Raw genomic sequence first — 17,581 nt, forward strand, 5'->3', positions numbered from 1 at the left:
CCCGCGGCTTCACATTATAGTCAATGACCCGCTTCACGGGCACAAGGATCTTCATCGCAACATCCTTTCGTTTCACGCCACAGCCCGCATATGCGGACAAGGACGCAGGCGGCCCTTAAAAAGACCGCCTGCGCCCCATGGTGTTTGTTCAAATGGCTGGAAAGTGCCTCAGGCTGCCTTCCTCACTTCCGCCACGATCTTCTTGGCTGCGTCGCCCAGGTCGTCCGCAGGGACGATCGCCAGGCCCGACGAGGCCAGAATGTCCTTGCCCTGCTGGACGTTGGTGCCTTCGAGGCGCACGACCAGCGGGACCGAGAGGTCAACTTCCTTGGCGGCGGCAACAATGCCCTCGGCAATGATGTCGCACTTCATGATGCCACCGAAGATGTTGACGAGAATGCCCTTCACCGCCGGGTCCTTCAGGATGATCTTGAAGGCCGCGGTCACCTTCTCCTTGGAAGCGCCGCCACCGACGTCCAGGAAGTTGGCGGGGAATTCGCCGTTCAGCTTGATGATGTCCATCGTCGCCATGGCCAGGCCAGCGCCGTTCACCATGCAGCCGATATTGCCGTCCAGCTTGATGTAGGCAAGGTCATATTCCGAAGCTTCAACTTCGGCTGGATCTTCCTCGGTCAGGTCGCGCAGTTCGGCAATGTCCTTGTGGCGGAACATGGCGTTGCCGTCGAAGCCGACCTTGGCGTCCAGCACCAGCAGGTTGCCCTGCTCGGTCAGCGCCAGCGGATTGACTTCGATCTGCTCGGCGTCGGTGTCGAGGAACGCGGCGTAGAGCGACGAGGCGACCTTGGCGGCCTGCTTCGCCTGATCGCCGGTCAGGCCCAGAGCGGCCGCGACCGAGCGGCCATGGTGCGGCTGGAAACCGGTTGCAGGGTCGACGGTGAAGGTGTGGATCTTCTCCGGGGTCGAATGAGCGACCTCTTCAATGTCCATGCCACCTTCGGTCGAAACGACAAAAGCGATGCGGCTGGTGGCGCGATCGACCAGCAGGGCGAGGTAGAATTCCTTCGCAATATCGGCGCCGTCGGTGATGTAGAGACGGTTGACCTGCTTGCCCGCTTCGCCGGTCTGGATCGTGACCAGCGTGTTGCCCAGCATGTCGGCTGAGTGCGCCTTCACTTCGTCCAGGTTGAAGGCAAGGCGAACGCCGCCCTTCGCTTCAGGGGCCAATTCCTTGAACTTGCCCTTGCCGCGACCACCAGCGTGGATCTGCGACTTCACGACATAAAGCGGCCCAGGCAGCTTCTTGGCAGCTTCGACAGCCTCATCGACCGAGAATGCCGCGAAACCCTGCGCGATCGGCGCGCCATATTTCGCCAGCAATTCCTTCGCCTGATATTCGTGAATGTTCATGGGCTCGGCCCGTCCTTTCGCCTGAAAAGCTATTGGAGGGGCTAAAGCACATGGAGCCCTGTCACTCCAGCATCATTTCGCAAAACCACTTTGCAAAATTGCAAAGCTACTGAACCGATATAATCCCGGCAGGAGGATCAGTCGAGCAGGGCGCAGGCAACCGCAGCCTTGCTGGTCACCGCGAATATCTCCGGATCCTCCAGCGCGCGCAGCTTATAAAGAAACCGGTCGACCGTCAGATCGCCGATGTGCGAATTGCGGATCGAGGCGAGCGACTGGACCCGCCGCAGTTGCACCAAGCTCAACCGATCCACCATCCGCTCTGCCATGCAGCTGGCCATCCTTGGGGAAAGCCCCGCTTCTATCAGCCCCGTCCGCACTTTCGATTCGGGCGATACCGTCGCGCAAGAGGACAAGAACAGAGCCGCTGCGGGCAAGGTGAGCGCAAAGACGCGGAGCGATATGGCCGTCATCGCTACTTCATGGCAATCACTGCATGAACGCAGGGTAAATAGATCGAAACGGGGTAGCCATTCATGGACAGGATTTTCGGAATCTTCGCGCATCGAATCGCCAGCTGGTCCGGCCAACCACTCGCTTTCATACTGGCATCCGCGGTCATCATCGGCTGGATAGTGACGGGCCCATTCTTCCACTATTCCGACACGTGGCAGCTCATAATCAACACGAGCACGACGATCGTGACCTTTCTGATGGTGTTCCTGATTCAAAACGCCCAAAACAGGGATGGATCAGCCATTCAGGCAAAGCTGGACGAACTCATCCGCGCAGTCACGGACGCGCGCAACGACTTCATCGGCATCGAACATCTGACCGAAGCTGACCTTGAGCGGATCAAGACCGCGCTTGAGAAGGAATGCGGCCCCGACGCCGCGCACCACCAATCGCTGGAGCGATTGATCCAACGGCGGTAGGTCCAGCCAAGCCGATCAATGCGCCGGGTTCACCAGGCGCGCATTCTCTTCGCGATATGCGTCGATCTGGTCACCATAGCCACGAGCCAGGCCTTCATACGCCGCACGTCCCTTTTTGGACCGGCTCATCTGCGCTCGTATCAGCGACACCTGCTGCCTATGCAGCAGGTAGTTGACATCCATCTCTCCGGTCATTCACGCCCTCCTACCTATCGCTCACGAGACTGGCTGGGGTGCCGCAACTCTTGTCGAGTCGTCTTTCCGGCAGTTGGGACGATAGCATCCCCTGAGCGATGCGACGATTCCATCCAACGCATCCTTGGAGCAGCTTGGCGGAAAACGCACGAACGATGCTCATTCAAGGGAATGGCGCCACTCTTTCAGCCTTTCTGAAAAAATGTTGACAAAGGTCTATGAAATGTAACGCTATTTTGCCAATCCCCTGCGCCAACTCGGGGGTTTCTCATCATGGCGCAATCGCTGGCCACGGTTTTAGTGGTCATCTACCAGGAGATTTTGCTGTTCGCGGTTGTCGGGCTGACCATTGGCGGCATCGACGATTTTCTGGTCGATATCATGTTTCTCGCGCGCCGCTGGTGGAGGAACATCGCGGTGTATTCGCGTCATCCACGCATGACGACCGCCACGCTGCCAGCCTCGTCAAGGCCCGGGACCATCGCCGTCTTCGTCCCTGCCTGGGGCGAAGCGGACGTGATCGGGCCGATGCTGCGCAATGCGCTCAGCCAATGGTCGATCGGACGCTATCGCATCTTCGTTGGCGTCTATCCCAACGACCTTGCTACCCTCGCGGCAGTCAACCCGATAGCGGATCAGGATGACCGGCTGATCATATGCGTCAATGAACGCCCCGGCCCGACGACGAAGGCGGATTGCCTCAACGTCCTGTGGCGGACCATGCTGGAAGAGGAAGAGCGCACAGGCACGAAGTTCAAGGCGATTGTTCTCCACGATGCGGAAGACGTCGTGCATGCCGACGAAATCCGCCTGTTCGACCTGATGATCGACCGGTTTCAACTGGTGCAACTGCCGGTCCTTCCGCTGACGGGCGAAGGCGGGTGGTGGTCGCGCGCGATCGCCAACCATTACTGCGATGAGTTCGCCGAGAGCCACGGAAAATATCTGACCATTCGCGAAGCCATGGGCGCGTCTGTCCCCTCGGCCGGCGTCGCTTGCGCGTTTGAACGGCTGACGCTCGAACGCCTCGTAAATCCGGCAAATGGCGGGCCCTTCGATCCCGGCTCCCTCACGGAGGATTATGAAGTTGGCCTGCGCATCAGGAATATGGGCGGGCGCGGCGTCTTCGTACGGATGCGCGACGCAGCAGGGGAGCTTGTCGCCACCAGGGAATATTTTCCCGACAGCCTGGACGGCGCCGTGCGGCAAAAGGCGCGCTGGATGGTGGGAATTTCGCTCGCCGGGTGGGACCGCATGGGCTGGCAAGGCGGCCTTGCAGAGTCGTGGATGCGCATCCGCGACCGGCGGGCGGCGATTGCCGCCGTCATTCTCTTTGCTGCCTATGTCGCATTCCTGCTCTGGGGCTTGCTCGTCGTGGCACGCTGGCTGGGGCTTGAGGCCGACCACCGGCCATCCTCCGCTGTAGAGTTGCTCCTCTGGCTGAACTTCGCCTTCATGACTTGGCGTGCAGCCATGCGTGCCATCTTCGTGGGCCGCAGCTATGGCTGGATGCACGGCGTTGGAGCCATCCCCCGCGCGATCATTGCCAACCTGATCGCGATGCTCGCAGCACGGCGCGCGGTGCTTCTCTACCTCAAATCCTTGTTCGGAAAGCCGCTGGTCTGGGACAAGACGCAGCATCGTTTTCCCAATCTTTGACGGTCATCATGCACAGTATGACACGCGGACGACCCGTCCGTTTTTTTGCGATCCTCATGGGCGGCTGGGTATTGTTGCGCATCGCCAGCACCGTGCCCGGCACAGACATGGAGCCGACATCTCCATTGCAGCTGGAACCGGTCGCGGCCGCTGAACTGATCACGCCTCCGCTGCAAAACATAGTGTCGACGACCTCATCACCAATCCGCCCGTATTTTGCGCGATCGGCGGTGAGCAAGGGGGTCGTCGCTGCGGAAAAGGCGCCGATCACAAGGGCTGAAAGCGTAGGATCGAGACCCGAGGCAAGCTTTGCACCGCTAATGGCAGAAGCCGCTCAGCCCGACCAATCCCCTTCACCTGATCAACCGGCGCCGCCCGCATTTCCCATGTCTTCCCCGGCAAGCGCACAGGGTGATCGTTGGCGTGCCAGCGCTTGGATCCTCTGGCGCGAAGGCAGCGGAAACCCCCGAGACCTCGTCACCGCTGGCAGGCTCGGCGGATCGCAGGCTGGCCTTCGCCTCGACTATGACATGACGCCAGCAAGCATCAGCCGCACCGCCTTGTACGGCCGCCTGAGCAGCGCCCTCAATCGCCCCGCCTCGCCTGAAGGTGCGGTGGGTGTCGCTTGGCAGCCTGCAAGGTCTGTCCCGCTTACGATCGCTGCGGAACGGCGCATGGCATTGGGAGACGGCGCGCGCAATGCTAACGCGGTATTTGCGGTGGGCGGCTTCGGCCCCCGGCCCCTGCTCGGCAAGGTGGAAGCCCAAGCCTATGCCCAGGCAGGCATGGTGGGGTTCAACCGGCGCGATCTTTTCGCCGACGGCAAACTCTCCCTGCTGGCACCGGTGACCCGAACGCCGGTGCGTACGGGGATCAGTCTTTCAGGAGGCGCGCAGCCTCAGGTGGAACGGCTCGACATCGGGCCCGAAGTACAGCTCCGCCTGCCAATGCCTCGCGCAGCATCGCGGCTCAGCATAGAGTGGCGGGAGCGCGTAGCTGGCAAAGCCTCACCCTCATCCGGCCTCGCGGTGACGCTCGGCGGCGATTTTTAAGGCCGATCCAGCCCTCTACACCTTTATCTTGCCACCCGATCAGCCTAACCCTGCAGGCACATGGATCTCTACCTGCCTATCGCCAATCTATCGGTGAACGCGTTGGTGATCATAGCCCTTGGCGGTGTGGTCGGCCTGCTTTCCGGCATGTTCGGCGTCGGCGGCGGGTTCCTGACGACGCCGCTGCTCATCTTCTATGGCATCCCGCCCACCGTCGCGGCTGCATCTGCCGCCTCTCAAGTCACCGGCGCGAGCGTTTCAGGCGTGGTCACCCACATGGCCAGAGGCACGGTGGATTTCCGGATGGGCGGCGTCCTCATCGGGGGCGGCGTCATCGGCGCTGGCATTGGCGTGCTGCTGTTCCGGCTACTCCAGTCCATCGGGCAGATCGATACGGCGATCGGCATCCTCTATGTGCTGATGCTCGGCGGCATCGGCATCTTGATGGCGAAGGAATCGATCCAGGCGCTCATCATGCTGAAAACTGGCAAGCGTTTGCAAGCGCGCAAGCGCCGCCATCATCCCCTGGTCGCGGCGCTGCCTATGCGGTGGCGCTTTTACCGGTCCGGACTTTACATCTCCCCGCTCGCGCCTTTGCTGCTCGGCGTCGCGACAGGGATATTGACCACCCTGCTTGGAGTCGGCGGCGGCTTTATCCTTGTGCCCGCGATGTTGTACCTGCTCGGCATGACGACGCAGTCGGTCGTCGGCACGTCGCTGTTCCAGATCCTGTTCGTCACCATGGCGACCACCATGATGCACGCCATGACCACCAAGGCGGTCGATCTTGTCCTTGCCCTGCTGCTGCTGATCGGCAGCGTGACCGGCGCGCAGATCGGCACCCGCATCTCGATGACGGTGCGGCCGGAATATCTGCGCATATTATTGTCGGTGATCGTGCTGCTGGTCGCCGCGCGCATGGCGCTTGGCCTCGGCTTCCGCCCGGATGAAATCTACACGGTGGAAGTGCGTTGAGATCGCGCGTCCGTCTCGCTCTTCTTCCTGCCCTATCAATGCTGCTCGGCGCGGCCGGAGAGCCGATGCTCGTCCCCGATGTCTCGCAACGGGAAGTCGAAATCCAATACAGCTTCACCGGAGCCGACCTGCTGCTATTCGGCGCGATCGTCTATCCGGACGGGCGAATGCCCAGCAAGCCGGCGGATATATTGGTGGTCCTCAAAGGGCCCGACCAGTCCATCACGATGCGCGAAAAGCAAAAGGTCGCTGGCATCTGGGTCAATGCCGACAGCGCCCGTTTCCGATCCGCGCCCAGCTTCTACGCGGTCGCTTCGTCGCGCCCCATCGCGAAGCTGGTCGATGAACGAACGGCCGCCATCTACGAACTCGGCGTGGACAAGCTGCAATTATCCCCGTCCTCTCTCAACGACAGCGCGGAGCTGAACCGCTTCCAGGCCGGGTTGATCGACCTGCGCGAACGCACCGGCCTCTTTGCCGAGCATCAGGGTTCGGTCGAAATCACCGAAGGCGTCCTGTACCGCGCCCGCATCCCGCTCCCGGCACGCGTCATCGTTGGCGACTACACGGCGGAAACCTTCCTTGTGCAGGACGGCAGGGTCGTTGCCGCTGCCGTCCGCGACATCACCATACGCAAATCGGGGTTCGAGCGCTTCATGGCTGTCGCCGCCGAACGATGGTCCTTCCTCTACGGCCTCACCGCGATCCTGCTGGCCGTTGGCATGGGCTGGACCGCCGGAGCCATTGCCCGGCGCCTCTGAAGATCAGGGCTTCAGGTCCACCCGCTCATCGTCGGGGAAAAGATATTCGAGCAGCAAGGAGCGATGGCATCCATCCGCCTCCCGCTCGAAACATAGCAGAGCAGTAGGCCGCTCTCCCGCCATCTCACGCAGTTGCTCCGCCTGTACGATGGCTTCAGGCAGGTCGAGCTGGCCCGAGTAAATCTCCCGCAGCTTCGCATGATTGCCCTTGCGCGCTGCTTCCCGGCCCTCGGCAGGCGTGCCCAGCGCCTTCAGCCCGACATAGTCGATCCCTGCCTCCTTCAACCCCGCCGCCAGGATGTTCTTGGAAAAGCCCGGCCGCCGCGACAGCGGAACCGCTCTTATGTCCGCCAGCAGCGTGACGCCCGCCTCCTGCAACGCCGTTATCAGCTCGGCCTGCGTAGCCCCTTCATACCCGATAGTGAAAATGCGCATGACATTGAGATAGGAAGGCGGCAGCGACTTCCAAGCTTCCTGCCTTGCCCTCTTTCCTGCCCTCGCCTAAAGGGTCCGTTCATGCCCGACATCACCGTTCCATCCGCCTCGCCCGACCTGACTGGCCGGGCGTTGTTCCCGCATCGGCATCTTCTCTCCATCGCCGACTTGAAGCCTTGGGAAATCCGCTTCCTGCTGGACGAGGCGGAACATTGGGCGAAGAGCAACAGGGGCGGCGCGCGTAAGCATGACGATCGGCTGGCGGGCATGACGCAAATCAACGCCTTCTTCGAAAACAGTACCCGCACCCTCCTGTCCTTCGAGATCGCAGGCAAGCGTCTGGGCGCGGACGTCGTGAATATGCATGCCGGGCAGTCGAGCGTGAAGAAAGGCGAAACGCTGATCGATACTGCCATGACGCTGAACGCCATGGCCGCCGATGTCATCGTGATCCGTCACGCCAGCTCGGGCGCGGTCGCGCTGATTGCCGACAAGGTTGACTGTCCGGTCCTGAACGCGGGCGACGGCTGGCATCAGCATCCGACGCAAGCGCTGCTGGATGCACTCACCATCCGCCGCCGCAAGGGCGGGTTCGAAGGTCTGGTCGTCGCCATCTGCGGCGATGTGCTGCACAGCCGCGTCGCGCGCTCCAACATGCTCTGCCTGGCAGCTTTGGGCGCACAGGTGCGCGCGGTCGCCCCCCCCACGCTGATGCCGCCGGAAGTCGAAATGCTCGGCGCCACGCCCTATAACCGCATGGACGAAGGTCTGGATGGCGCCGACGTCGTCATGATGCTGCGCCTTCAAAATGAGCGGATGGACGGCGCCTTCATACCCTCGCCGCGGGAATATCATATGCTCTACGGCTTGACGCCGGAACGGCTCGCCATCGCCAAGCCCGACGCGCTGGTCATGCATCCTGGTCCCATGAACCGGGGCGTCGAAATCTCGAGCGTGGTCGCCGACCATCCGGAACGCTCGGCCATCACGGAGCAGGTTGAAATGGGGGTCGCCATCCGCATGGCCTGCCTCGACGTTCTGACGCGGAGTGCGCGCGGCGTGGAGGGTTGGGTATGACAAAGATCGCCATCATCAACGGACAGCTGGCTGACCCCGCCACCGCCGACCTCTGTCCCGGCGCGATCCTGATCGAAGGCGATCGCATCCTGGCCGCAGGCAATATCGATGTACCCGGCGACGCGGAACAGGTCGATGCCGCAGGCCTGGTAGTCGCACCCGGCCTCATCGACCTGGGCGTGTTCGCAACGGACAAGCCCGCCTTCCATTTCGGCGGCATCACCCGGGCGGCGCTGATGCCCGACCAGTCCTCCATACTCGACGAAGCCGGGCTCATCCGCCAGGCCGCGCGCGCCGGCAAGCCCGACTTCTGGGTCCACCCCATCGCCGCCGCCACACGCGGCCTCAAGGGCACCGAACTCGCTGAAATCGGCATGATGCAGGCGGCGGGTGCAAAGGCCGTGGCCACCGGGCGTCAGTGGATCGCCGATTCAGGCGTCATGATGCGCGTCCTTGCCTATGCCTCGGGTCTTGGCCTCACCGTCATCACCCATGCCGAGGATAGCGGTCTTGCTGGCAAGGCCGTGGCGACGAGCGGCGAAACCGCGACACGGCTTGGCCTGTCCCACGCTCCCGCCTGTGCCGAAGCCATCGCCATCTCTCGCGATATCATGCTCGCGCGGGAAACCGGCGCTGCGGTCCACTTCCGGCTGGTGACGACCAAGGCAGGCTTCGACCTCATCAGGGCGGCGAAGGCAGAGGGGCTGAGGATCAGCTGCGGGATCAGCCCCGCTTATCTCTACCTTGCGGACAATGCCGTCACTGATTTCCGCACCTTTGCCCGCCTGTCCCCTCCGCTACGATCGGAGGATGACCGCAAAGCAGCCATTGCGGCGGTGGCTGACGGCACCATCGACGTCATCACCTCCAGCCATGATCCGCGCGGACCTGAGGACAAGAGGCTCCCCTTCGCCGACGCCGCCCCCGGCATGGCGGGCGCCGAGACATTGCTCGCCCTGTCGCTCAACCTCGTGCGCGAAGGCCATCTCTCGATGACGCGCCTGATGACGTTGCTCAGCGCCAATCCGGCCCGCATCCTGGGCATCGACGCGGGCAGTTTCGCAAGCGGCAGCGCGGCCGACCTCATCTTCATCGATCCCGGCGCACCCTGGATCGTGGATTCCGCCAGGATGGCTGCGCAGGCAGGCAACACCCCCTTCAATCGCATGCCCGTGCAGGGCCGCGCCCGCCGGGTCATGAAGGGCGGGCTTTTCCTCTAAAGTTTCCTGCTTGCCCTCCCACGCATGCCACGCTAAAGCGCCCTCCTTCGCCGGCACAGGAGTGTAGCTCAGCTGGTAGAGCGTCGGTCTCCAAAACCGAATGCCGGGGGTTCGAGTCCCTCCACTCCTGCCAAGCAACTGGTCGCGATCCTTGATTTTTCAACGGTTCGCGGCTAGCTGCCCGAGCGAAGATGGGTCGCGAAGCCAGCGGCCGCACCCCGGGACGCCGACATGGCGGGGTCCGGAGGGCGGACTGTTGCTTCGCGCTTTGGTGTTTGTTCGAACGTTTTTTGAGGCAGTGATGGCGAAGGTTTCTCCGGGCGAATTCGTCAATCAGGTGAAGACCGAAGCGTCTAAGATCGTGTGGCCCACCGGCCGCGAAACGGTCATGACCGCGGTCATGGTCGGGATCATGACCACGCTGCTCGGCCTCTTCTTCTTCGGCATCGACACCTTCTTCGGCGCGGTCGTTCAGTGGCTGCTGAGCTTCGCTGCCGGACAGGCTTGAGTTTTTTATCTGCCGCGGTTTCCCGGGAAATCGCTTGTGGGAGTTTGAAACGGTAACATGGCGCGCTGGTACATCATCCACGCCTATTCGGGCTTCGAAAACAAGGTCAAGGAATCGATCCTGTCCGAAGCCGAGCGCATGGGCCTCTCCCAGCTGGTCGAGCAGGTGGAAGTCCCCACCGAGACCGTCACCGAGGTGAAGCGCGGCAAGAAGGTACAGGTCGAACGCAAGTTCATGCCCGGCTACGTCCTTGCCAAGCTGGCGATGAACGACGACATCTACCACCTCGTCAAGAACACGCCGAAGGTGACCGGCTTCCTGGGTAGCTCAGGCAAGCCGCAGGCGATCAGCGAAACCGAAGCCGCCCGCTATTTCGGTGCGCAGAAGGCCGCCGAAGCCGCGCCCAAGCACAAGGTCAATGTCGATTACGAAATCGGCGACAGCGTTAAGGTGCTGGACGGCCCCTTCGCCAGCTTCAACGGCACGGTCGAGGAACTGGATTTCGAAAAGAACCGCGTCAAGGTGTCCGTCTCGATCTTCGGCCGCGCCACCCCGGTGGAACTGGACTTCGAACAGGTCGAACTGTCGAAGTAACTATTCCCCTCTTCCGCAGGCGGGAGAGGGCAGCGAGACTTGGCGGCTCAGCCGCCTAGTCGCAGCGGGAGAGGGCATAGCCCCTCTCCAACCTAGGCTAGCCAGAAAACTGGCAAGCTACGGTATCCTCTCCCCTGAAGGGGGCGAGGATAATGCAGTGCGGGAGGCTTGCTCTCAGCAAGCTGTCTGACCGCTAAACTTGAACCGGTGGATTTGCCCGCAAATCCGCCAGCAACAGAGTGAGTGAAAATGGCCAAGAAGATTACGGGCTATATCAAGCTCCAGGTGCCCGCTGGAGCCGCCAACCCCTCGCCGCCGATCGGTCCGGCGCTGGGTCAGCGCGGTGTGAACATCATGGAATTCTGCAAGGCGTTCAACGCCTCGACGGAAAAGATGGACAAGGGCACGCCGCTGCCGACCATCATCACCGTCTATGCGGACCGTTCGTTCAGCTTCGTCACGAAGCAGCCGCCCGCCACCTATCTCATCAAGAAGGCCGTCAACCTGAAGTCGGGCTCGAAGGAGCCGGGCAAGGTGACCGCTGGAAAGATCACCCGCGCACAGCTCACTGAAATCGCCCAGGCCAAGATGGTTGACCTGAACGCGAACGACATCGACGCAGCGACGAAGATCATCGAAGGCTCCGCTCGCGCAATGGGCCTCGAAGTGGTGGAGGGCTAAGACATGGCAAAGCTGACGAAAAAGGCGAAGGCTCTCGCCGCTGCCGTTGACCGTGAAAAGCTGCACGGCGTCGATGAAGCGCTGGGCCTGATCAAGACCCACGCAACCGCCAAGTTCGACGAAAGCGTCGAAATCGCGATCAACCTCGGCGTTGACCCGCGTCACGCCGACCAGATGGTCCGTGGCGTCGTCACCCTGCCCGCAGGCACCGGCAAGGACGTCCGCGTCGCCGTGTTCGCCCGTGGCGACAAGGCCGAAGCCGCGACTGCCGCTGGCGCCGACATCGTGGGTGCCGAGGATCTGCTCGACAGCATCCAGGCTGGCAACATCGACTTCCAGCGCGTGATCGCCACCCCCGACATGATGGGTCTGGTCGGCCGTCTTGGTAAGGTTCTGGGTCCCAAGGGCCTGATGCCGAACCCGAAGCTCGGCACTGTCACCCCGAACGTCGCCGAAGCGGTCAAGGCTGCCAAGGGCGGTCAGATCGAGTTCCGCGTCGAAAAGGCCGGCATCATCCACGCCGGTCTTGGCAAGGCGAGCTTCTCGGCCGAAGACCTGCGCAAGAATTTCGACGCTTTCGTTGACGCGATCGTCAAGGCGAAGCCATCGGGTTCGAAGGGCAAGTATGTCCGCAAGATCGCCCTGTCGTCCTCGATGGGCCCGGGCGTGAAGGTCGACGTGGCGGAAGTCGCTTCGGTCTGATTCTCGCTGACAAGCAATAAAGGGGCCGCCTTCCCTCTTTGCGGGGGAAGGCGGCCTTCTTATTTTGGGTATCCCGCCACCGGGGATTTCAGTCGCCTTGAACGACCCCAACAACGGTGTGAACTTCGGGGTGTGCGACCTGCACTCCGGGCTCCAGCAGCAGCCGGAGCACATCAGGTCATCCATGTATCCGTCGGGAATGGCGGGTCGCTTTACCGACGGAAAATACAATGTCTTTTGAACATCTACCCCCTCTCCTCTCGGACGCGCTGACGCGGAAAGGCTATGAAAGCCTGACTCCCGTCCAGGCCGAAGTCACCCAACCGGAAGCCGAAGGGCGCGATCTCATCGTTTCAGCGCAGACCGGCTCGGGCAAGACGGTCGCTTTCGGCCTTGCCATGGCGGGCGAACTGCTCGGCGAACAGATGCGCCTGCCCGTGGCCGGAAAGCCGCTTGCCCTCGCCATAGCCCCCACCCGCGAACTGGCGCTGCAGGTCAGCCGCGAACTGGAATGGCTCTACGGTGAAGCCCGCGCCCGGATCGCAACCTGCGTCGGCGGCATGGACGCCGCCAAGGAACGCCGCGCCCTGTCCCACGGCGCGCACATCGTCGTCGGCACCCCCGGCCGCCTGCGCGACCATCTTGAACGCGGCGCGCTGGACCTTTCGGGCCTCAAGACCGTGATCCTCGATGAAGCGGACGAGATGCTCGACATGGGCTTCCGCGAAGATCTGGAGGAAATCCTCGACGGCGCGCCTGAAGGCCGCCGCACGCTGCTCTTCTCCGCCACCATGCCCAAGCCCATCGTGGCGCTTGCCAAGCGCTACCAGAAGGACGCGCTGCGCATCTCCACCGTCAGCGACGAACGCGGCCATGGCGACATCAGCTATCAGGCCGTGACCGTAGCGCCCGCCGATATCGAGAACGCGGTGGTCAACCTGCTGCGTTATCACGAAGCGGAAACCGCGATCCTCTTCTGCGCCACCCGCGACAATGTCCGTCACCTCCACGCCAGCCTCACCGAACGCGGCTTCGCGGCGGTCGCCTTGTCTGGCGAGCATAGCCAAAACGAGCGCAACCACGCCCTTCAGGCGCTGCGCGACCGCCGCGCCCGCGTCTGCGTAGCCACCGACGTCGCGGCGCGCGGCATCGACTTGCCCAACCTCAGCCTTGTCGTCCATGTCGAAATCCCGCGCGATGCCGAAACGATGCAGCACCGATCGGGCCGCACTGGCCGCGCGGGCAAGAAGGGAACGGCTGTCCTCATCGTCCCCTATCCCCGCCGCCGCCGTGTCGAATCCATGCTGCGCGGTGCGAAGATCCCGGTCGAATGGGGCACCCCGCCCAGCAAGGAGGCGATCCAGCAGCAGGACAATGCCCGCCTGCGCGAGCGCCTGATGGAGCGTGCCGAACTGGACGAACAGGACTGGGCGCTCGGTGCCGAGCTTCTCGCCGAAAAGAGCCCCAAGGAAATCGCCGCCATGCTGGTGAATAGCGCTCGCGCCGCCCTGCCCGCGCCCGAAGAATTGCTCGACGCCAGCGAAGCCCCTCCACGGCGCGACGGCCCGCGCCCTGGCTTCGAGGACACCGTCTGGTTCCGCATGGACATCGGCCGCCGCCAGAACGCCGATCCGCGCTGGATCCTGCCGCTCATCTGCCGCCGCGGTCACGTTTCGCGCCAGGACATTGGCGCCATCCGTATCGCCGCGAACGAGACGATGTTCGAAATCCCGTCCGCTATCGTTTCGCGCTTCATCGGCGCGGTCAAGCGTACCGGGGAAGCGAATGACGAGGGCGCGGACGTCGCTTTCGAACAGATCGAGGGCGCACCCCGGGAAGCCGCTCGCGAAAACCGCCGCGAAGGCCCACGCGGCAAGGGCCGCCCCAACGAAGGACGCGGACCCAAGCCCGCTTATGGCGCCCGCCCGTTCAAGGGCGCCCCGCGCAAGGGAGGCCCTCGCAAACCCCGCGGATAGTTGCCACGGACACGGATGGGGGCTTCACGCATTAGCGCCATAATGAAGCCCCCTATCCTCATCCCGATCCTGGGCGATCAGCTGACGCCGGACATATCCTCGCTTGCCGAGGCTGATCCAGGAGACAGCGTCCTTCTGATGATGGAGGTGGCGGACGAAACCACCTATGTTCGCCATCACAAGGCCAAGATTGCCTACATCCTCTCGGCCATGCGCCACCATGCCGAACGGATGCGCGCACTTGGTTGGACCGTCGATTATGTCCGCCTCGACGACCCGGCAAACAGCGGCAGTTTCACCGGCGAAATCGCCCGCGCAATCGATCGCCACCAGCCCCGCGCCATCCACGTCACCGAAGCAGGCGAATGGCGCGTCCGCGCAATGCTGGAGGAATGGGAGGGCCGCTTCGCACTACCCGTCACCATCCTTGAGGACGATCGCTTCCTTTGCTCCCACGCCGAGTTCGACACCTGGGCAGCCGCACGCAGGCAACTCCGCATGGAATTTTTCTACCGCGACATGCGCCGCAAGACCGGCCTGTTAATTGACGAAGAGGGCCAACCGGAAGGCGGCCAGTGGAATTTCGACGCCGAAAACCGCAAGCCTCCACCCCCACGCGATCTACTGATGCCCCGCCCTCTCGCCTTCAAACCGGACGCGATCACCCGGGAGGTCATTGCATTGGTTGCGGAGCGTTTCGCCAATCACATCGGCTCGCTCGACCATTTCGCCTTTGCCGTCACCCACGAAGACGCCCAACGGCAGCAGGCGCGCTTTCTAGACGAAGCACTCCCCCGGTTCGGCGATTATCAGGACGCGATGCTCACCGGAGAGCCCTTCCTGTGGCACTCCATATTGTCCCCCTACATCAACAACGGCCTGCTCGATCCGTTGGCTTTGGTGAAGGAGGTGGAGCAGCGCTATAAAGCAGGCAAGGTGCCGCTGAACGCTGCGGAAGGCTTCATCCGCCAGATCATCGGTTGGCGCGAATATGTGCACGGCGTTTATTGGCATGAAGGGCCGGATTATGGCAGCCGCAATGCTTTGGAAGCTCAACGCGATCTGCCCGGCTTCTACTGGACTGGCGACACCGACATGCATTGCGTGGCCCAGGCGATTGGCCAGACCATCGACCACGCCTATGCCCATCATATTCAGCGGCTGATGATCACGGGCAACTTCGCGCTGCTCGCCGGAATCGAGCCAACCCAGGTCCATGTCTGGTATCTGGAGGTTTATGCCGACGCCTATGAGTGGGTCGAGATGCCCAACACGCTCGGCATGGCGCTCTTCGCTGACGGAGGGCTATTGGGATCGAAGCCCTACGCGGCGGGCGGAGCCTATATCAACCGCATGTCGGATTATTGCCGCCATTGCCGCTATGACGTGAAGCAGCGGGTAGGCGAGGATGCCTGCCCGTTCAACGCCCTATACTGGCACTTCCTCGCCCGTAATGAACGCAAGCTTCGCCAGAACCCGCGCCTCGGCATGCCTTATCGCAATTGGGAAAAAATGACCGAGGAAGACCGCGCCGCCATCCGGGATCAGGCGGCACGGTTCCTCAAAAGCTTAGGTTGACGTTCAGCCCGCGCCGGAAAGCTGGAGCATCCGCGCCGCCAATTCTCGTTCACCCATCACGACATGCGGCACGCCCATCCCTTCGAGATGCGCGACCTCCGCATCGCTGTGCGCCCGAGCGATCACCTGCAGCTTGGGGTTAAGATGCCGCGCATGCTCATGGATCGCGCCGCCCTCGAACCCTTCAGGCACTGCGATCAGCAGTCGCCGCGCCTCGCAAATGCCTGCCGCCATCAGATGGCGGTCCTCCAGCGCGCTTCCCCGCACAACTGGGTGCCCGGCTTCCTCGGCCTCCTCTGCTCGCTCGGCATCCGCCTCCAGAACCACGAAATGCGCTTTGCGTTCGGCCAGCCGTTCCGCGATCAACTTGCCGACACGTCCATAGCCGACCAGGATGACATGACCGATATGCGGCCGTTGACGTGCCTTTTCCGCTTCTTCTTCCTCCTCGATTTCCTCCTTTTTATGTCCCCGCACGATCATCGAGAAGATGAAGGGGTTAAGGAAGATCGACACGATCGCCCCCGCTAGAATCAGGTCGCGTCCCTCCGCCGGAAGCACACCAAGCCCCGTGCCTAGCGTCGCGAGGATGAACGAAAACTCGCCGATCTGAGCCAGGCTTGCTGCAATGGTCAGAGCCGTGTCACCTGGATATCCGAACGCACGCACTATCGCAAAGGCGGCAATGGACTTGCCGACGATGATGATCGCCACGGTGGCGAGCAGCGGTAGAGGCTGCTCGATCAGCACCGCCGGGTTGAACAGCATGCCAACCGATACGAAGAACAGCACGGCGAAGGCATCGCGCAATGGCAATGTCTCCTCCGTCGCGCGGCGGCTGAGCGGCGTCTCACCCAGGATCATGCCTGCGAAGAAGGCGCCAAGAGCGAACGACACGTCGAACGCAACCGCTGCGCCGAAGGCGACGCCCAGAGCGATGGCAAGCACAGCCAAACGAAACAGCTCGCGCGACCCCGTGTGAACCACCCAATGCAGCGCCCAGGGAATGACCCGGCGGCCCACGAGCAGCATCAAAGCCACGAACCCGGCGACCTTCAGCAAGGTGCTGAGGAGAGGCGCCAACAGATCGCCCATTCCGGCTGAAGCATCAGCGTTGTTCATTACCTTTGCCAGCGCGGGCAGCAGCACAAGCGCCAGCACCATCACAAGGTCTTCCACGATCAGCCAGCCCACGGCTATGCGTCCGCGCCGCGTTTCGACAAGGTCGGCGCCCTGCAGGGCGCGCAGCAGCACGACCGTGCTCGCCACCGATAGGGCAAGGCCGAACACGATACCGCCCATAACCGGCCAGCCCATATAGTGCGATAGCCCCAGGCCAAGCAGCGTCGCGACCGCGATCTGCCCTATGGCTCCCGGCACCGCGATATTCTTGACCGAAAGCAGGTCACGCAGAGAAAAATGTAGCCCGACCCCGAACATCAAAAGGATGACGCCAATCTCGGCCAGTTCGTTAGCCAAGCTGGTGTTGGCTACAAAGCCTGGCGTGAAGGGGCCAACCATGATCCCGGCGATGAGATAGCCGACGAGCGGCGATAATTTGAGGCGATGCGCAATGGCACCCATTATGAAAGCAACAACAAGGCCCGCGACGATTGTTCCGATCAGGGGCGTGTGGTGAGGCATAAACGTCCTTCCCTGTCTGCCGGCGGAGCGTTTATCGCCTCCACCGGCAGCATATCATATTTTCATTCTGCAACCGCCAGCATGGCGGCCGACAACAAGGCTCCAGCAGCACCCAGTCCAGCCAATACTGTGGGCATGAACCACCATGGCGGACGGCGTTTGCTGCGGCGCGACCGTCTCCGGACCATCAAAAAATCTCCTGTCCTGACGATTTAACGGAA

Annotated in this window: 19 protein-coding genes and 1 tRNA gene; 15 read left to right on the plus strand and 5 right to left on the minus strand. The window is 62.5% G+C overall.

Translation table 11 applies throughout. The features are described from left to right. Window positions 1–168: 168 nt before the first annotated feature. Both sucC and SPHS8_RS07010 read right to left on the minus strand, forming a co-directional pair. On the minus strand, window positions 169–1,368 hold the full coding sequence (gene sucC, locus SPHS8_RS07005; protein ID WP_201514904.1) for an ADP-forming succinate--CoA ligase subunit beta: 1,200 nt from the start codon (window positions 1,366–1,368) through the stop codon (window positions 169–171). A 137-nt stretch (window positions 1,369–1,505) separates the two neighbouring features. Then, window positions 1,506–1,841 (minus strand): hypothetical protein, encoded by a 336-nt coding sequence (locus SPHS8_RS07010; RefSeq protein WP_201514905.1) that lies wholly within the window; start codon window positions 1,839–1,841, stop codon window positions 1,506–1,508. A 63-nt stretch (window positions 1,842–1,904) separates the two neighbouring features. Between SPHS8_RS07010 and SPHS8_RS07015 the strand changes: the two genes are divergently transcribed. Further along, the gene (locus SPHS8_RS07015) at window positions 1,905–2,303 is read left to right on the plus strand and encodes a low affinity iron permease family protein (RefSeq protein WP_201514906.1); all 399 of its coding nucleotides are present in this window, start codon (window positions 1,905–1,907) and stop codon (window positions 2,301–2,303) included. Between the two features lie 15 nt (window positions 2,304–2,318). Here the strand turns inward: SPHS8_RS07015 and SPHS8_RS07020 are convergent, their stop codons facing one another. Beyond that, the gene (locus tag SPHS8_RS07020; protein ID WP_097091092.1) at window positions 2,319–2,498 is read right to left on the minus strand and encodes a hypothetical protein; all 180 of its coding nucleotides are present in this window, start codon (window positions 2,496–2,498) and stop codon (window positions 2,319–2,321) included. A gap of 273 nt (window positions 2,499–2,771) precedes the next feature. Between SPHS8_RS07020 and SPHS8_RS07025 the strand changes: the two genes are divergently transcribed. Genes SPHS8_RS07025 through SPHS8_RS07040 form a run of 4 tightly spaced genes read left to right on the plus strand, consistent with a single transcriptional unit; the run spans window position 2,772 to window position 6,945 of the window. After that, window positions 2,772–4,157, plus strand: a complete 1,386-nt coding sequence (locus SPHS8_RS07025) for a glycosyl transferase family protein (protein ID WP_201514907.1) — start codon at window positions 2,772–2,774, stop codon at window positions 4,155–4,157. Window positions 4,158–4,213: 56 nt separating this feature from the next. Next, entirely contained in the window at window positions 4,214–5,209 is a 996-nt protein-coding gene (locus SPHS8_RS07030; protein WP_236575025.1) for a hypothetical protein, read from the plus strand. Between the two features lie 60 nt (window positions 5,210–5,269). Further along, window positions 5,270–6,184 carry a sulfite exporter TauE/SafE family protein gene (locus SPHS8_RS07035; RefSeq protein WP_097091090.1) on the plus strand — a complete coding sequence of 305 codons (915 nt, stop codon included), beginning with the start codon at window positions 5,270–5,272 and terminating at the stop codon, window positions 6,182–6,184. A gap of 38 nt (window positions 6,185–6,222) precedes the next feature. Then, entirely contained in the window at window positions 6,223–6,945 is a 723-nt protein-coding gene (locus tag SPHS8_RS07040) for a TIGR02186 family protein (RefSeq protein ID WP_201515464.1), read from the plus strand. Window positions 6,946–6,948: 3 nt separating this feature from the next. On the opposite strand, the gene SPHS8_RS07045 is transcribed toward SPHS8_RS07040, so the two are convergent. After that, entirely contained in the window at window positions 6,949–7,380 is a 432-nt protein-coding gene (locus SPHS8_RS07045; RefSeq protein WP_201514909.1) for a DUF488 domain-containing protein, read from the minus strand. A gap of 81 nt (window positions 7,381–7,461) precedes the next feature. Here SPHS8_RS07045 and SPHS8_RS07050 point away from each other — a divergent pair, with 81 nt between their 5' ends. The 9 genes from SPHS8_RS07050 (at window position 7,462) to SPHS8_RS07090 (ending at window position 15,716) form a co-directional block, all read left to right on the plus strand. Further along, a complete protein-coding gene (locus SPHS8_RS07050) occupies window positions 7,462–8,457 on the plus strand; it encodes an aspartate carbamoyltransferase catalytic subunit (protein WP_201514910.1) in 996 nt (331 codons plus the stop codon). After that, the gene (locus SPHS8_RS07055) at window positions 8,454–9,677 is read left to right on the plus strand and encodes a dihydroorotase (protein ID WP_201514911.1); all 1,224 of its coding nucleotides are present in this window, start codon (window positions 8,454–8,456) and stop codon (window positions 9,675–9,677) included. The genes SPHS8_RS07050 and SPHS8_RS07055 overlap by 4 nt, the downstream gene beginning before the upstream one ends. Window positions 9,678–9,734: 57 nt before the next feature. After that, a tRNA-Trp gene (locus SPHS8_RS07060) sits at window positions 9,735–9,810 on the plus strand. 168 nt (window positions 9,811–9,978) lie between these two features. Continuing rightward, window positions 9,979–10,185: a preprotein translocase subunit SecE gene (gene secE, locus SPHS8_RS07065; protein ID WP_066529257.1), complete on the plus strand. Its 207-nt coding sequence runs from the start codon at window positions 9,979–9,981 to the stop codon at window positions 10,183–10,185. A gap of 57 nt (window positions 10,186–10,242) precedes the next feature. Beyond that, window positions 10,243–10,779, plus strand: a complete 537-nt coding sequence (gene nusG, locus SPHS8_RS07070; protein ID WP_097091085.1) for a transcription termination/antitermination protein NusG — start codon at window positions 10,243–10,245, stop codon at window positions 10,777–10,779. A gap of 249 nt (window positions 10,780–11,028) precedes the next feature. Further along, window positions 11,029–11,460, plus strand: coding sequence for a 50S ribosomal protein L11 (gene rplK, locus SPHS8_RS07075; RefSeq protein WP_201514912.1), 432 nt, complete (start codon window positions 11,029–11,031; stop codon window positions 11,458–11,460). 3 nt (window positions 11,461–11,463) lie between these two features. Next, on the plus strand, window positions 11,464–12,162 hold the full coding sequence (rplA, locus tag SPHS8_RS07080; protein ID WP_097091083.1) for a 50S ribosomal protein L1: 699 nt from the start codon (window positions 11,464–11,466) through the stop codon (window positions 12,160–12,162). A gap of 230 nt (window positions 12,163–12,392) precedes the next feature. Next, window positions 12,393–14,138 carry a DEAD/DEAH box helicase gene (locus SPHS8_RS07085; protein ID WP_201514913.1) on the plus strand — a complete coding sequence of 582 codons (1,746 nt, stop codon included), beginning with the start codon at window positions 12,393–12,395 and terminating at the stop codon, window positions 14,136–14,138. A gap of 42 nt (window positions 14,139–14,180) precedes the next feature. Next, a complete protein-coding gene (locus SPHS8_RS07090; protein WP_201514914.1) occupies window positions 14,181–15,716 on the plus strand; it encodes a cryptochrome/photolyase family protein in 1,536 nt (511 codons plus the stop codon). 3 nt (window positions 15,717–15,719) lie between these two features. Here the strand turns inward: SPHS8_RS07090 and ybaL are convergent, their stop codons facing one another. Beyond that, complete coding sequence (gene ybaL / locus SPHS8_RS07095) at window positions 15,720–17,360, minus strand: YbaL family putative K(+) efflux transporter (protein WP_097091080.1); 1,641 nt, start codon at window positions 17,358–17,360, stop codon at window positions 15,720–15,722. On the opposite strand from ybaL, the gene SPHS8_RS20380 reads away from it, so the two are divergent. Continuing rightward, entirely contained in the window at window positions 17,283–17,576 is a 294-nt protein-coding gene (locus SPHS8_RS20380; protein ID WP_236575092.1) for a hypothetical protein, read from the plus strand. The genes ybaL and SPHS8_RS20380 overlap by 78 nt on opposite strands. Window positions 17,577–17,581: the final 5 nt, after the last annotated feature.

It is taken from the genome of Sphingobium sp. S6, assembly GCF_905120495.1.
Lineage (GTDB): Bacteria > Pseudomonadota > Alphaproteobacteria > Sphingomonadales > Sphingomonadaceae > Sphingobium > Sphingobium agri.